The sequence below is a fragment of the Novipirellula aureliae genome (assembly GCF_007860185.1).
GTDB lineage: Bacteria > Planctomycetota > Planctomycetia > Pirellulales > Pirellulaceae > Novipirellula_A > Novipirellula_A aureliae.
Genome location: NZ_SJPY01000001.1, coordinates 156456 through 171875, shown reverse-complemented (window position 1 = coordinate 171875; position 15420 = coordinate 156456). Strand labels below are relative to the sequence as shown.

10 protein-coding genes are annotated in these 15420 nt (G+C 53.2%); 5 read left to right on the top strand and 5 right to left on the bottom strand.

Translation table 11 applies throughout. The features are described 5' to 3' along the window. Positions 1-9 precede the first annotated feature (9 nt). Genes asnB through Q31b_RS00700 form a run of 3 tightly spaced genes read left to right on the top strand, consistent with a single transcriptional unit; the run spans position 10 to position 3958 of the window. Positions 10-1929: an asparagine synthase (glutamine-hydrolyzing) gene (gene asnB, locus Q31b_RS00710; RefSeq protein ID WP_146597784.1), complete on the top strand. Its 1920-nt coding sequence runs from the start codon at positions 10-12 to the stop codon at positions 1927-1929. Positions 1930-1935: 6 nt separating this feature from the next. Beyond that, complete coding sequence (locus Q31b_RS00705) at positions 1936-3177, top strand: Zn-dependent hydrolase (RefSeq protein WP_231617198.1); 1242 nt, start codon at positions 1936-1938, stop codon at positions 3175-3177. 46 nt (positions 3178-3223) lie between these two features. Continuing rightward, complete coding sequence (locus Q31b_RS00700) at positions 3224-3958, top strand: cysteine hydrolase family protein (RefSeq protein ID WP_146597783.1); 735 nt, start codon at positions 3224-3226, stop codon at positions 3956-3958. 131 nt (positions 3959-4089) lie between these two features. On the opposite strand, the gene Q31b_RS00695 is transcribed toward Q31b_RS00700, so the two are convergent. Next, positions 4090-5103 carry a TlpA family protein disulfide reductase gene (locus tag Q31b_RS00695; RefSeq protein ID WP_146597782.1) on the bottom strand — a complete coding sequence of 338 codons (1014 nt, stop codon included), beginning with the start codon at positions 5101-5103 and terminating at the stop codon, positions 4090-4092. Positions 5104-5333: 230 nt separating this feature from the next. Here Q31b_RS00695 and Q31b_RS00690 point away from each other — a divergent pair, with 230 nt between their 5' ends. After that, complete coding sequence (locus Q31b_RS00690) at positions 5334-6299, top strand: hypothetical protein (RefSeq protein ID WP_146597781.1); 966 nt, start codon at positions 5334-5336, stop codon at positions 6297-6299. A gap of 289 nt (positions 6300-6588) precedes the next feature. On the opposite strand, the gene Q31b_RS00685 is transcribed toward Q31b_RS00690, so the two are convergent. From Q31b_RS00685 to glgX, 3 genes are all read right to left on the bottom strand, one after another. Next, a complete protein-coding gene (locus Q31b_RS00685; protein WP_146597780.1) occupies positions 6589-7818 on the bottom strand; it encodes a DUF1559 domain-containing protein in 1230 nt (409 codons plus the stop codon). Between the two features lie 168 nt (positions 7819-7986). Continuing rightward, a complete protein-coding gene (locus Q31b_RS00680; RefSeq protein ID WP_146597779.1) occupies positions 7987-8613 on the bottom strand; it encodes a hypothetical protein in 627 nt (208 codons plus the stop codon). A 695-nt stretch (positions 8614-9308) separates the two neighbouring features. Continuing rightward, a complete protein-coding gene (gene glgX, locus Q31b_RS00675; protein WP_146597778.1) occupies positions 9309-11399 on the bottom strand; it encodes a glycogen debranching protein GlgX in 2091 nt (696 codons plus the stop codon). 710 nt (positions 11400-12109) lie between these two features. On the opposite strand from glgX, the gene nadA reads away from it, so the two are divergent. Beyond that, positions 12110-13258 (top strand): quinolinate synthase NadA, encoded by a 1149-nt coding sequence (gene nadA, locus Q31b_RS00670; RefSeq protein ID WP_315860370.1) that lies wholly within the window; start codon positions 12110-12112, stop codon positions 13256-13258. Positions 13259-13375: 117 nt separating this feature from the next. Here nadA and ilvB read toward each other — a convergent pair whose 3' ends face one another. After that, positions 13376-15151, bottom strand: a complete 1776-nt coding sequence (ilvB, locus tag Q31b_RS00665) for a biosynthetic-type acetolactate synthase large subunit (RefSeq protein WP_231617197.1) — start codon at positions 15149-15151, stop codon at positions 13376-13378. Positions 15152-15420: the final 269 nt, after the last annotated feature.

Below are 15420 nucleotides of genomic sequence, written 5' to 3'. Positions count from 1 at the left end.
GGAATCACTATGTGCGGCATTACTGGATTTTGGAATCCGTCGCGAACAAACGAACGGGAACTTCGTTTTACACTCGATTCGATGCTCGACGTATTGGACCATCGCGGTCCGGATGATCGGGGCAGTCGCTTTTATGTCGACACCGGCGTTGCTCTCGGTCACACTCGACTATCCATTGTCGGCCTCGATCACGGCCACCAACCGATCGAATCCAAAGAGGGTGATTACGCGGTCACGGTGAACGGCGAACTCTACGGATACAAACGTATCCGGACACAATTGGCTTGCCAGCAACTTGATACGAGTGGGAAAAGTGATAGTGCGATTGCGCTGCCGTTGTACCTCCGTGATGGATTGTCGTTCGTGCATCGATTGCGCGGTGAATTTGCGATCGTGCTTTATGATGATCGCAAAAAACAACTGATACTGATCCGCGATCGATTTGGTATCAAACCCCTTTATTACAGCGCAAACGACAATGGGATCGTGTACGGGTCAGAGGTCAAGTCAATCCTGCAGCATCCCGATATCGAACCGAAACTTTGTCCGAAAGCAGCGCTGCATCAAATGATGCAAGTCATGGTGCCTGGCTCAACCGCATTCGAAGGTGTGTACGCGCTCAAACCCGGTCACATGCTGATCGCCTCGCTTCGCAATGGGCGGATTGAAACGGAAACCCAGCGTTGGTGGGACTTTACTTTCCCGACCTCGCATGATCCGAATCCTGATCCAGCCGAATACGTGCAAGGCGTCCAAGATCGATTGATCGATGCCGTTGCAACCCGTTTAGAAGCCGATGTCCCCGTCGGGTGCTACCTGTCAGGCGGAATCGATAGCTGTTCGATTTTGGGACTCGCCACGACGTTGCAGCAATCGCCCGTTAAGGCGTTTACGATCGCGTTTGACAATGCCGAGTACGATGAATCGCATATCGCGAAACTGATGGCCGAGCGAACCGGTGCGGAACAGGAGTTGTTGCTGTTAACCGAAAAAGAACTCTACGGTCCTGCCTTCGAACGGGCGACTTGGCACGCTGAGCGGACGTTTTACAACACACTTGCGGTTGCGAAATGGCACATGAGTCGCCGTGTTCGGGCGTGCAATTATAAAGCGGTGATCACTGGCGAAGGTTCGGATGAGTTGTTCGGAGGGTACCCGTTCTTCAAACGAGATTGGCTCGGACGCGAAGGCGAAGGCGGCTTGTTTGCTGGAGCGATATTGTCCGAAGAGGACTTGCAGCATCCCGCTTGGCAAGATCTGTGTGGATTCACTCCTTCTTGGATTCAGCCATGGATGATGACCCTTGAGCGGGTGCGACCGCTGCTAAGTGCCGAAATGCAAGATCTCCTTCGCGATTACGATCCGGTAGCCGAAGTCGCCGCTGCGATCGATCCCGATCAAGTCCGCGGTCGTCATCGCTTGGATATCTCTCAGTACACTTGGAGCAAGACGATGTTGGAGGGCCAGATTTTGACGTGGGGAGGAGACCGCATGGATATGGCGAACAGCATGGAGGCACGCCCGGCGTTCCTCGACCATCACCTCGCCGAGTATGCCGTAACGATCCCTCCCGAGGTTCGGATCCGCGACGGTGTCGAGAAATGGGTACTGCGCGAAGCGATGGTGAATGTGTTGCCTCGCGAGTTGTACGAACGAGAAAAATTCGCCTTCATGGCGCCGCCGGCTCACACGGATCCGGTCAAGCGAAATGCCGTGCAGGAGATGGTTGATCATTGGCTGACAGAGACTCGAGTGCAAGAGGTTGGTTTCTTCGACCGTGAGGTGTTGACCAAGTTTATTGATGACGCCTGGGAGGAAACCGACGGTACGGTTGCGCGTCGAAACGACATCGTGATCAACCATACGCTTCAACTACATATGCTGCATGGCCAATATGTGGAAGACTTGCCACTACCCGCCGTAGACTAGGTCAAAATGATGTTAAAGGTTAACCTAGACCGGATCAAATCCGACATTTTGACGTTGGCCGAGATCGGACGCAATGCGGACGATCGAGGGATTTATCGCATGGCCTTCACCGACGCGGATATCGAAGGCAAACGCTGGTTAACCGACCGCATCCATGCAGCCGACTTGGATTGCCGCGTGGATGGGGCCGTCAACCTGTCAGGAGTTCTTGAAGGTAAATCGGATGAGCCTCGTGTCTTGGTCGGATCGCACATTGACACGGTGCCCTGTGCCGGAGCACTCGATGGAACTCTCGGCGTCGTCGTTGGATTGGAGTGTTTGCGAATCATTCGTGAATCAGGGCAAGCGATGCGGAGGACCCTCGAACTGGTCGCTTTTAGCGATGAGGAGGGACGCTTCGGCGGCATGCTTGGGTCTCAATCACTTTGTGGTCACCTCAACCCCGAACGCTTAGCGACGATGAAAGACCTTGATGGCGTCCTTCTTCAAGATGAACTGCGGCGGCATGGATACGATCCGCTTGGGGCGCTTGATGCAGCTCGTGACCCCGACTCAATCGCCAGTTATTTGGAGCTGCATATTGAGCAGGGGCCCGTACTTGATCGTCTGCACAAACCGATTGGCGTCGTTGATGAAATCACCGGTCTGTTTCGATGGTCGGTTTGGCTGCGTGGCGAGGCGAACCATGCCGGGACGACGCCGATGGACATGCGGAATGACGCCTTTATGGGACTTGCCGATTTCGCTCATGAGATCCCCCGAATCCTCGAGGAAAATGGTAGTGAAAGAACGCGTGCAACGGTCGGGAAAGCTCAGATTTTGCCAGGAGCCGCCAATACGGTTCCTGGTCTCGTCGAGTTTTCGCTCGATGTTCGCGATACGTCCGAGATCGTTTTGGAAGAGTTGCAGACAGCGTTTCGCAAAGCGCTATCGGCCATCGCGCGACGCAGGAATTTGATGTTCGAGTTCGAGCAATCGAGTTATATCGAACCGGTGAAGTGCAGCGAAGTGGTCGTCCGCGAATTGTCCGAGCAAGCAACCAAGCTTGGATTCGAGTATCATTCGATGCCAAGTGGTGCGGCGCACGACGCTCAAATCATGGGCAGTATCGTTCCAGTCGGTATGCTGTTCGTACCGAGTAAGAACGGGATGAGTCACTCGCCGTCGGAATGGACCGCTTGGACCGATATTGAAGCCGGTGCAAACGTCATGCTCCATACGCTTGTCCGACTCGCAAACGATTTGTAGTTCTCTCTCCAATCGCTTTTTTCTTTCTCAAGCAAACGGTCTTTTTATGCAATACGACGATTCGCTCGAGCACATCGATCCGCTCAAAGAAGTCTATGTCGAGTCCTTTATCGACAATCCTGCTCATCAAGATTTCCTCATCCGTCAAGCGACGGCGCTGTTGTGCATTGACATGCAATACCTCGATGCTGCGCCCGGTCACGGAGTTTTTGCTGAGCAGAATCAAAGTGGGATATCGCCCGAAGCTCAAGAATATTATTTCGATCGGCTTCGGAAAACGGCTTTGCCGAACACGAGACGCCTACAAGACACCTTTCGGCAACACGAATTGGAAGTGATTCACACCCGGATTCAATCGCTGACTCGCGACGGTCGCGACCGCAGCAAGGGTCACAAGCGTTTGAATCTACTCGCTCCGCCAGGGTCGCGTGAAGCCGATTTTGTAGAACAGGTCGCACCCTTGGAGGAACGAGATGAGATCGTTATCAATAAAACCGCTAGTGGCGTGTTTTCGTCAACGAATTTGCATTTTGTGCTAAAGAACCTTGGAATTGAGTCGTTGTTCATCGTTGGCGTCTATACCAATGAATGCGTCGAAACGACAATCCGTGACGCCTGTGACTTAGGCTACTTGGTAACGATGGTCGAAGATTGCTGCGCAACGGTGACGCCTGAATTGCACGAGGCGTCCTTGGCGACGTTGCGAGATCGCTATGCAAAGATCATGACAGTCAACGAAGCAATCGCCACGATCGACAAATCCTTACCCGTTGCCCCTTAAGGCGGCTTCGCCATGATGTCACTCAGCTCTCCGGTTCCCGAGCGGACTGCGTCTAACGGTTGGCTCGGGGCCACCAGTCGGTCCCTGGAGCCTTCGACGCTTTCCGCTCGGGGAACAGGGCGACCGTTGCATCAATCTTTTACGGACTCCGCTGCAAGAGCGGCTTTCACGCTTTCGTGCAAAGACTTTCCCCGGAGATCGCGGGCGACGATCTTCCCATCAGGTCCGATGAGCCAGATCGAAGGGATTTCTTGGATTCCATAGGCTTCGAAGATTCTTTCATGCCGTTCCGTGTCGCCTACCCAGCCCTGGCGATAAGCCGAGGGACTTTCATCGAACAACGACTGGGGTTCGCTGATGGCTTTATCAACGCTTAGGCCAATCATCTCAAGACGCTCGCCTCCAAAGTCTTCGTAAACCGCTTCCAGATTCGGGAATTCGGCGCGGCATGGCCCGCACCATGTCGCCCAAAAATCGAACAGTACGAATTTGCCACGGAAGTCCGCTAATTTGAATTCGCTGCCGTCATAAGCGGTCGCCGTCCAATCCGGAGCAAGATCTCCTGGGGTTAGCACATTCTTGACTTTCAAAGTCAGATTCATAGGCGAAGACGCCTCGGCCTCTTTGACGAAAAACTGCCGCATGGCATAAGCACGCGCAAGTTCCAGCGAACGCTCCTTTCCAGCATCAGGATGCATGATTACCGTAGTCAGCTGGTACCAAGCTGGTATGACGTCTTCGAAAACGAAGGTGCCGTCCTCCGCAAGCTCCGTCTTGTAAACTTTCCGTTTCGCACGGGCCACTTCGACTTCGCGGAGATAGGCGTCATAACCGTCACTGTTCATGAAGGCGTTGTGCCAATCTGAACGTTCCTCGGGCGTCATTGTGCTCCACTCCGGAGGGTAAGGCATGCGCGGGTGGCTGTATTTGCCTTCGAGTGTGACAATCGCGCTGCGGAGTGAGAGTCCTTCGGTATTGATCTCCTCGGACAACTCGTCAGGCATGTGAACCGTTCCCCGCACTGAACATGTGATAACATCGGCACTAGGTTTTTGCGATGAGCCTTCCTCTACCTCGCTTTCCGCATAGGCATCGACACCGAACGACAAAAACGAAATCAATACAAGAAACAGTTTTGTCATCATCGATAGAATTCCAACGAGTTTGTGTTCGAGACAGTTTCAGCGAGAACTCTTATGGTGACATTCGCGACCGACCTTGGCAAGTTTTGTCGGGTCTGCGGTTACTTTTACTTTGCCCGTATGAGCAGGGTATTCATTCACTCAGTTGCTCGCTCACGCAACGGACTGTATCTTGGGAGCACTCCGCTTTCTACCGCGACCAATAATCTAAAACTACCAAGGGGAACGAAACGATGGGTGCTGTACTAGGTCGCTTGAGTACGGGATGGGGCCTGCTGATGCAGACCTTGCCGATTTTGATGGTGCGTCTTGGCATCTATGCTGCGTTCGCTATAGGAATCGCTATCTACCTGCTGATCTTCTCGGGGCTCGCATGGTTGTTTGGTCGATTCGGATGGGTTGTAATGTTGTTCGCCATTATCGGCCTAGGGGGAATCTGGGTATGGGTTCGCCGATACCTTCTCTATATGGTCCAAGCCGCGCATGTGGCCGTGATGACCGAGCTGATTGTCCATAAGGAACTGCCAAAAGGGGTCAATCAGTATCAGTATGGAAAGGAGATCATCACCAATAATGTTAAAGACATCTCCATCCTCTTCGCTGTCGATGCCCTCGTGGATGGCACGTTGAAGGCCTTCACCCGAAAGGTGGCCAACATCGTCGACTTCCTGCCTCTTCCAGGTATTGAGAAATTGGCCAAGGCTGCAATGGCGATTGTTGATCGTAGCTTGACGTATGTGGACGAGGCAATCTTCAGTTATTGGTTGACTCGGCGCGATCAGCAAACGCTTTGGGCATCAGCAAAAGACGGCGTGATTCTATACGCTCAAAGCTGGAAAGAACTCCTCAAGGTAGCCGTTGGCATCTGGCTAATTGGAGTGCTGAGTTTCTTTGTTCTGTTGGTCCTATTTCTCGTTCCCGGTTTGGCAGTTGGCTACTTTTTTGAATCGCTAAAGCTTCCGGCTGCAATATTTGTGGTTGTTTCGGCCTATGTGATCAATCTGGCCCTCTATGAACCCCTGGGACTGGCCGCAATGATCGCGACCTACCACGAAGAGACGAAGGATATGACACCGGACCCGGTGTGGGACGAACGACTTACCGCCGCCAGCACAAAGTTCACGGAGCTAAAGGATCGGGCAGTCGAAAGCATGGCGGAATGGACTGATCGAGGTAGCACCGATCAAAGTAGCAAATAACGGTGCAAGTCCGATGCGAGCCAATGGAAGGCAAATCGCGAGGAGAAGGAATGGAGCCGGATCTTCCAAGACCGAAACGGAGCGACTCGTTTGGCGGGCGAAGCATCACTGCTTCTTAGGCTTGGCAGCTTCTTAGGCTTGGCAGGATAGTGGTTGAGGCATCTTGTCCAATAAGCTGCGGCTGGAAGCCACAGCCACGAAAGATTCTTACGCTCATTCTTCGTGGTGACAAGACGCTGGCCAAACGCTCACGCCATTTCGTGAGCGTGGAATTTAAACCACTTGCGATTTAGAATGGATTTTCGACGACTTCGCGGGATGCACGCGTTCCGAGGGCTCCCCAAACGCCGAACGGACTCGCCATTCCCGGCTCGATATCAAGGAGTGGATAATTGCCGTTTCCAGCATCAATCGAATCGGTCACAAACTTGACCCCGCCGTCACCCATCAACACATGAGCACCACCTTGGTGTCGGCTACTCGCGGACCAATTTCCTTCTGCCGAAGGTGTGCGTGTTCCCAAGCAAAGTTCCGAGTTTGGCCCGAGCGAGGTGCTGAACCCCGTGAAAATGTTCTCGCTGGACGCCCAGCTGCAACCACGAGCGGTTCCAGACAAGACAGAGCCAGTGAACGCGGTTCCCGAGATGTCGCCGGGATCGTGTGCCGGAAAAACGGTCGCGGCCCAAAAGGCGGGACGCTGTGGATCCATCTGGCCCGAATCGCGACAGAACCGAAGGCCAGGGTCGTTGGTGTACACTGTATTTCCGTTTTCAAACGATCCCTTGGTTCGCACATCGTTATCGCCAAGATCCGTCGCAATCTCACCGCAAATGATCGTGTTCGACAAGCCGTCAATGATGTCTCTAAACCCTGCTTTTCGACGTGGGACAAAAATTCCACGCCCGTGCTGAGTCACTAAAGCACTGTTAGAAGCTGTAATCGTTCCGGAGCTGCCGGTCATTGAAGTCGCTCCTAGAAACGAGCGAAAGGTATCATCGCCGAGACAAGCGGCATAGTTGGTCCGTCCCAAAGCTGGAAGTCCCTCGCCTGGATCGCTAGGGCAACGGAAACCAGGAACATCGACGGTCCAAGGAGCGTATCCGAACGATCCCGCGTAGGGTCTTGGTCCCATCGCCGCCCATGGATTCGGACCGGTTCCAGACGTGTTGACCATCGGATTACTGATTTGCTCCCAGAGCGGTTGCTGCTCGATGAACGGCAGCAATCCCACCATGTAGCTGAGGTGAAGTTGATTGGTATTCAAAGATGGCTCTAAAATGTTCGACGTTGCCGGATCCCAGTCCGTACCACCTGCATGCATCGGCAGCATGTTGTAGGCGGAGTGATAATTGTGTAGGGCCAAGCCAATCTGTTTGAAGTTGTTGCTGCAGCTCATTCGCCGGGCAGCTTCCCGCGCGGCTTGGACGGCAGGCAAAAGCAGGCCAACCAAAACACCGATGATGGCGATCACCACCAGTAATTCGACTAGGGTAAAACCCGATTTTTTTGTACGATGCATTCGATGATACCAGTTCTGATAGTGAAAAAAATCCGTTAACGGAGCAACGGAAAGCTGAAACAAAACGCGAAGCGCTTCCGCACGACGCTATTCTACGACACAAATAGGATCGTGGAAAATTATTTTGGATAGCTGTTAGCGTAAAATCGCTAGTTAATCGGTTTACTTCTATCGTGATCGACGGCGACGATACGTGAGCAGGGCAGTTCCAGCAAAGCAGAACGCAAATGCCGAAGGCTCCGGGACCGCAGAGATCGTCAAGGTCGATGCACCGAAAACGGGGGTTACCGTAGTAGGAGCACCAAAGAAATCCGCAGCGGAGGCATCAAAGCCCAGTAACGATTCCGTCGTGTCCTCCATCGTTGGATTGAGCACGCTCAGTGTCAGACGCCCCACGATAAAACTTCCTGATCTTGCGGTTGCACCGTCTCCTCCACCAAACAAGCCTAATGTACCCCCTTCGTTGTTCAGTGTAAGCGAAGACGTCTGCTCAAACCCACCTGGGCGGCCAGTCATTTCAAAGCCGGCGTCGCCATAGTCGGGGGTTAGAACGCTATTTTCTACGACGGTCACATATTGCGGATCAAAGATGAAGATCGTTGAAAATTCGGTAATAGCAGCGTCAGCTTCGAGCCAGATGTCGATATCGAAAGTATCTTTCCACTCAGTGGTTCTCGTTTCCTGTATTTCCGCCAAGCCGGTATCCATATCAAACAGAAAAGTCACATCAGCCGAGGCGGGGGCCTGCGCCAATGCCAATGCCAGGAAAGGAATCGCTAGTAAACGAAATCTCATTTTCGTAGTCTCCGAGGGGTATCACGCTAGGTGGGGGGCAATGTGATTGTCATACCGCAAAACCCCGATCCTTTTGGATCAGGGGAAAGGGCGAAAAAACTCTTCATTTCATCAAATGAACGCTTCACAAAGTCCCAGTGTAGCTTAGAGAAATACTCGTTGTCCAAAAAAGAATACCTGTTTTTAGCAAAAAATGCAAAGTTTGTCTGTTTTTAACGATTCGGAGGGCCTGACGACAACCCATCCCCAGCGATGCCGAGAACGACACGCCTCCTCTGTTTTTCTCCCCCCAATTCGAGCAGGTTGTTCGGCATTTAGGTGCTCTTTTTTCGCAAGCCTTTGCGTTTGTTGCACCTCTCCGGGTTCCCACTCCGAGCCCCAGACTCCGAGCCCCAGACTCCCGAATCAGCTGGAATCGTAGTGACCTGTTAGAAATCGGGCTGAATTGCGGCCTCAACCGTCGCCAAAGTCGCCAAGATTTTCGGCTTTTGGACATCTTTTGACCGTTGCCGAAACTCTGCGTGAGTTTCGCTACAAAAGAAACCGCAGGGGACAAGAATCCGCAGGGGACAAGGATGGTCCTGGCTAACGGGCCTTTTCCCTAGCGGAGGTAACGGATTCTTGGCGATTTGCTGACGTATTCACTTCCTAACCGCGAAAGGCGACGCTTGCTAAATCGACGAGCCGTTTGCGAACTAAAACGGTTCCGGTTGGCTGACGTAAATCTTCAACGCGTGACACGCCACGTCGACGACTCGGCTACTTGGGGGCATCGGGCCGTCGAGATCGGGGTAGATGTCTTTCGGCGATACGCCAGCGGTATTGACAAACAGGTTCCACTTGATGCCTCGTCCCATTGCAGGCAACTTGAAGCTACGATCTTGACCGGTGCTGTTGAACATCATCACCAGGTCGCGTCCGAGACCTTCTGGGTCGTCCACTCGGCTCGGGGCAGCGATATAGGCGAGCATGGCCAGGTCATGTTGCCCCCAATCGAGTGGATGGCCATCGGGCGAGTACCAGGATACGTCGGGGATCTTTCGACCATCGACCGGTTTGCCGGTCAAAAAATGTTGGCGACGTACCGACGGTTGCTCACGGCGGAACTTGGTCAGTCCTTGGAAGAACCGCAGCATGTCGGCATTTTTTTCCACCAATCGCCAATCGAACCAGCTGATGTCGCTATCTTGGCAGTAGGCATTGTTGTTGCCACGCTGTGTCTTGCGAATCTCGTCGCCTGAGACAACCATCGGAACGCCCTGGCTTAGCAGCAAGGTTGCCATCATGTTGCGAATTTGGCGACTTCGAATCGTGCGAACTCCCTTCTTTCGAGTTGGGCCTTCGACGCCATAGTTATCGCTAATGTTGTGATTGTCCCCGTCACGATTGTCCTCGCCGTTGGCCAGGTTGTGCTTGTCCTTGTAAGTGACCAAATCGTTCATCGTAAAGCCGTCATGGCTTGTGATGAAGTTGATACTACAGTGCGGCGGTCGTCCAGCGTGTTCGTACAAGTCGCTGCTGCCGGCGAGTCGGGTTGCCAACGCCCCCAGCGTTCCTCCATCGCCTCGCCAAAAACCTCGCACGTCATCACGATAACGACCGTTCCATTCGGCCCAGCGATGGTTTCCAAACGAGCCTACTTGATAGGCACCGGCGGCGTCCCATGCTTCCGCAATGATCTTTGTATTGGCAAGCAACGGATCTTCCGCGATCAATTCGACCATCGGCGGGTTGGGGATCAAGTTGCCGTGCCGATCGCGGCTAAGGATACTAGCCAGATCGAATCGGAACCCGTCGACATGGTAGTTGTAAACCCAATGGCGGAGACAATGAAAAATCATTTCACGGACGACCGGGTGATTGCCGTTGAGTGTATTGCCGCAGCCAGAGTAGTTGCAGTAATGTTGACCTTCGCTGAGGATGTAATAGATTTGATTTTCCAAGCCCTTGAACGAGATCGTTGGGCCAAGTTCGTTACCTTCGCAGGTATGGTTGAAGACGACATCCAAGATCACTTCGATTCCGGCTTTGTGAAGAGCCTTGACCATCTGTTTGAATTCAGTGACTTGCGATCCCGGCTTTTTGCCGTGGGCATAACCTCGGTGCGGCGAGAAAAACGCCATCGGGTCGTAGCCCCAATAGTTAGGCTTATCGAGTTTCTCACCGAGCGGATTGCGAATGGGAAACTCGTTGACGGGCATCAACTCAACCGCGGTGATGCCGAGCGATTGAAGATATGGGATCTTCTCGATTACTCCCAAATAGCTGCCCGATGTTTTGACCTTTGCCGTCCGACTTTTCGTCAAGCCGCGAACGTGCATTTCATAGATAATCGTTTCGCTGATGTCATGCCGTAGATGGGTGTCACCTTCCCAGTCAAACGTATCGTCGATCACCACGCACTTGGGCGGACGAACGACGCCGTCATCGCACTTTTGGTACGTGCCTGCGAGTGCTTGAGCATAAGGGTCGATCAAACGGGCCGCGGCGTCAAAGCGATGGCCATGCTCGGGGTCCCAGGGGCCACTCGCTTGATAGTGATAGAGTTGTCCATGCTCGAGCCCAGGGACATACATGCTCCAGACGTCACCGCGGCGATCTCTTTCGGCATCGAATTCGATGATCTCTGCGGGCTCAAGGTCATTGATCTTATTGTAGAGCAGCAGACGCATACTGGTGGCAGAACGGCTGAAAACCGAAAACTGAGTACCTGTGTCCTGGAGAGCAGCTCCGTAGGGCATCTGGTAGGTAAAGTGCATTTCAGGGCACGGCTGTTTCATGAGCATGTCGCAAGGTTCCTCTTCGTGAGTGCCAGACGTCTTGATGGCAAGTGACCGCGTCAGCCGTTAAGCATCACTTGTCCACAAAAGCAAGCCAAGGTTCGGCGTCGCTTCTTCGAAAACAAGTATCGGCTAACGCAATCGTTCCAGGTTAGATCGTTTTATGATGTGTAAAATGTCGCCGGTGAAAGGGCTGCAATGGTTAAATTGCGGTGCTCTTTATCACTTCCGACAACAGAAACCTACCACTTGTCTAGGGTGCTGCTGTAGAAAGCCAAGGGTGCTGCATGATTTCTTCAGCAACTCGTGTACGACGCAACGTCTAGCGATTCGGTATCAGAGAAACCTCTCTTTCGGTTTGGGAAATCAGTTCGGACTGAGTAGTCTGTGCCCTCTAGCATAGCGAACCGACCAAGCGAAACGTACCGATCATGGCGTGCCAGGACGCACTGGGCCGCCAATTCACCATAATTCGCACCCTGAGCGCAAATGATGCACCAAAAGCGTTTTCCCAGGCTCCCGCCTGGGAAAGTGATGATGGGTGAATTCCGCCTCTCGATCACCGTTGCAGGAGACGGAAGTCTCGCGAGCGAGTTGCTAGCGACCGTCAAACTTCCTCCGCCCCCCCTATCGATCCTTTTCTGGCCTAATGGGTATAATCCATAATGACCTGATGGGCTTTCCATCCCCACCCTCCCCCCTCAAGGAAAAAATTGTTGAACGCGATCATCCCCCAGCTCGACGATGGAGCGGTGCATCCGCTACGCCCCTACAAAACTCTCGAAGCCGATGAATTGCAAACGCGGATCGAGGCGGTACGAGCCCATTTTGGTGAGCGTTTGTTGATCCTAGGCCACCATTATCAGCAGGACGAGGTGATTGAGCATACCGATTTGCGGGGTGATAGTTATCAATTGAGCGAGATGGCGGCAGACAGCCGTGCCTGTGAAACGATTGTCTTTTGTGGTGTTCACTTCATGGCCGAAACCGCAGACATCTTAGCCAATCGGCCTGAGAAACTGGCCGAACGAGATGGACGGTATGTCAACGTGACGCTACCCGATATGTCAGCCGGTTGCTCGATGGCCGATATGGCGGCGATCAAACAGGTCGAAGACGCTTGGGACGATATGGCCGAAGTGATCGATACAGACCGAGTGATCCCGGTTACCTATATCAATAGTGCAGCTAGTTTAAAGGCGTTCTGCGGTCAGCATGGTGGTATCGTGTGTACCAGCAGCAACGCGCGTGCGGTTCTAGAGTGGGCGTTCGAACGCGGTGACCGAGTCTTCTTTTTTCCCGATCAACATCTGGGCCGAAATACAGCCCTCACGATGGGGATCGACGAATCACAAATGCCTGTTTGGGATCCGTATCAATTGGATCTTGGCGGCAATACCGAACAAGCGATTCGCGATAGTCGTGTGATTTTGTGGAAAGGGCATTGCAGTGTGCATCAAATGTTTCGCGCCGAACATGTCGATCAATTCCGCAAGCAGCATCCCGGGATCAAAATCCTAGTGCACCCGGAATGTCCTCGCGAAGTGAATGACATCGCCGACGTATCGGGAAGTACAGGAAAGATCATCGAGACGGTGCGAAGCAGTCCGGCAGGTACGAAGTGGGCGATCGGCACCGAGTTGCATTTGGTCCATCGATTGAAAGCCGAGTTCCCCGAGCAAGAAATCCATTTTTTGAGCCCGGTCGTTTGCATGTGCGCAACGATGTACCGAATCGATTTACCACACCTTTGTTGGACCCTCGAAAATCTTCGTGATGGGGTCGTCGTGAACCCGATAAAAGTCGAAGGGGATACGAAAAAATGGAGTTTGGTAGCACTCGAGCGGATGTTGGCGGTCAAGTAGAACGACCTTTCGCCAACCGATCGATTGGCTCGCTGCGGAAGTTTTCGCGGAAGCTTTCCCGGAAGCTTTCACGGAGGAGAGCCTTGTGCTTTGTTACATGCCCCCTCTTCTACAGGCCTACTCCAGAATCATATCGTCCACGGTCATATTGCCGGGGATCATTGGTAGGACATGTTCTTGGTAGGGGACTTGGACATCGAGCAGGAAGGGCCCCTTGTGGTCGATCATCTCGCGATAAGCTGCTTCCAGATCGGCTTTGCGGCGTACCGTTGCGGCACCGCATCCGTATCCCTTTGCAATTTGGACAAAGTCGGGATAGCGATCCTCGGCATACTGGAACCGCTCTGCCTTGCTCTGTCCTGCGGCTTCTTCGTGACGGATGGGTCCGAGGTAGGTATGAGCGCGATTGCGTTCCATAAAGCGGTCTTCCCATTGGACCACCATCCCGAGATGTTGGTTATTGAGCAACAGCACCTTCACGGGCAGTTCTTCACAGAAACACGTTGCCAATTCTTGGATGTTCATTTGGAAACTTCCGTCACCATCGATATCGATGACCAAGGCATTGGGATGTGCGGCCTGGATGCCCATCGCGGCCGGCAACCCGAAGCCCATCGTCCCCAATCCGCTGCTGCTGTGCCACGTTCGTGGGCGACGGAATTGGAAAAACTGAGCCGCCCACATCTGGTGTTGCCCCACACCGACGCTGACGTAGGCGTCCATATCGCGCGTCATGTCGCTAAGCGTCTTGATCGCATGCTGTTGCAAAATGCCGTCGAACGACTCGTCATAGCGGAACGGGTACTGTGCCTTGAGCTTTTCGCAGTGAGTTTGCCACTCGTCGATCTCTGGTTTTTCAACCACTTGATTGAGAGCTGTCAACACCTGCTTCACATCGCCACGAACGGGGATATGAGCTTGTTTGTTTTTGTTCAATTCGGCCGCGTCGATATCGACATGAATGATTTTTGCGTCTTTCGCAAACGCTTCGACCTTGCCCGTTACGCGGTCGTCGAAACGGACACCGAGTGCGATCAGCAAATCACAATCACGGACGGCATAGTTTGCAAATGCGGCGCCGTGCATTCCGAGCCATGACATGGAGTGTTTGTCTTCGGGAGGAATCGCACCGATCCCCATCAGTGTCGTCGTTACCGGGATGCCTGTTTTGCGAACAAATTCACGCAGCTCTTCGCTGGCCCCGCCGAGGATGATGCCACCACCTGCATAGATCATCGGTCGGCGCGATCGTTTGATTTCAGCGGCCATTTGTTTCACGGTCTCGGTAGCAACCGCAGGCGGGTCAGGGCTGTAGCCTGGCAAGTTCATCGCAGGGTTCATGTCGATTTCGAGCGTGCTAAGTTGCACGTCCTTCGGCATGTCGATTAGAACCGGTCCTGGTCGACCAGTGGTCGCGATATGGAACGCTTCTTTCATCACACGAGGCAAATCGGCGATATCGGTCACCAAGTAATGGTGCTTGGTAATGCCACGGCAAATTTCGACCATTGGCGTTTCTTGAAACGCGTCCGAGCCAATGACGGCGGTGGGAACTTGGCCGGTAATGCAAACCAGCGGAATGCTGTCAAGCTTGGCATCGGCGATCGCGGTGACCAAATTGGTCGCACCCGGACCACTGGTGGCCATTACCACGCCTACGCGTCCGGTCGATCGGGCGTAGCCTTGAGCAGCAAAACCACCGCCCTGCTCGTGCCTAGGCAAAATCGTTCGGATCGATTCGCCAAATCGAGTCAACGCCTGGTGCATCGGCATGCTGCATCCACCTGGATAGGCGAACAGCACGTCGACGCCATGATCCACTAACGATTTGACCAGAATATCAGCTCCGGTCATGACGCGGTTTTCATTGGCAGCAGCGTTTGCGGTACTCATCGGTTTAGTTTGCACAGAAAGGGGGAATAGGTAAAACGTCGGCAATCATCGAGCCAACGATAGATACAGCTGGTGATCGAATGTCAAATCAAGACGCTAAGATTCTAAACTCGGCGATTCTAAACTCGGCGATTCTAACTCGGCACTCATGATACGACACCATTCATTCCGTTAGGTTGCCAGAAAAGGACCGCCGTGGCATGACTTTAACGAAATCGGCCGAATTTCGTAAGCTTTGATTTTTGCCAAATGGTAACGAATTTTGGCAA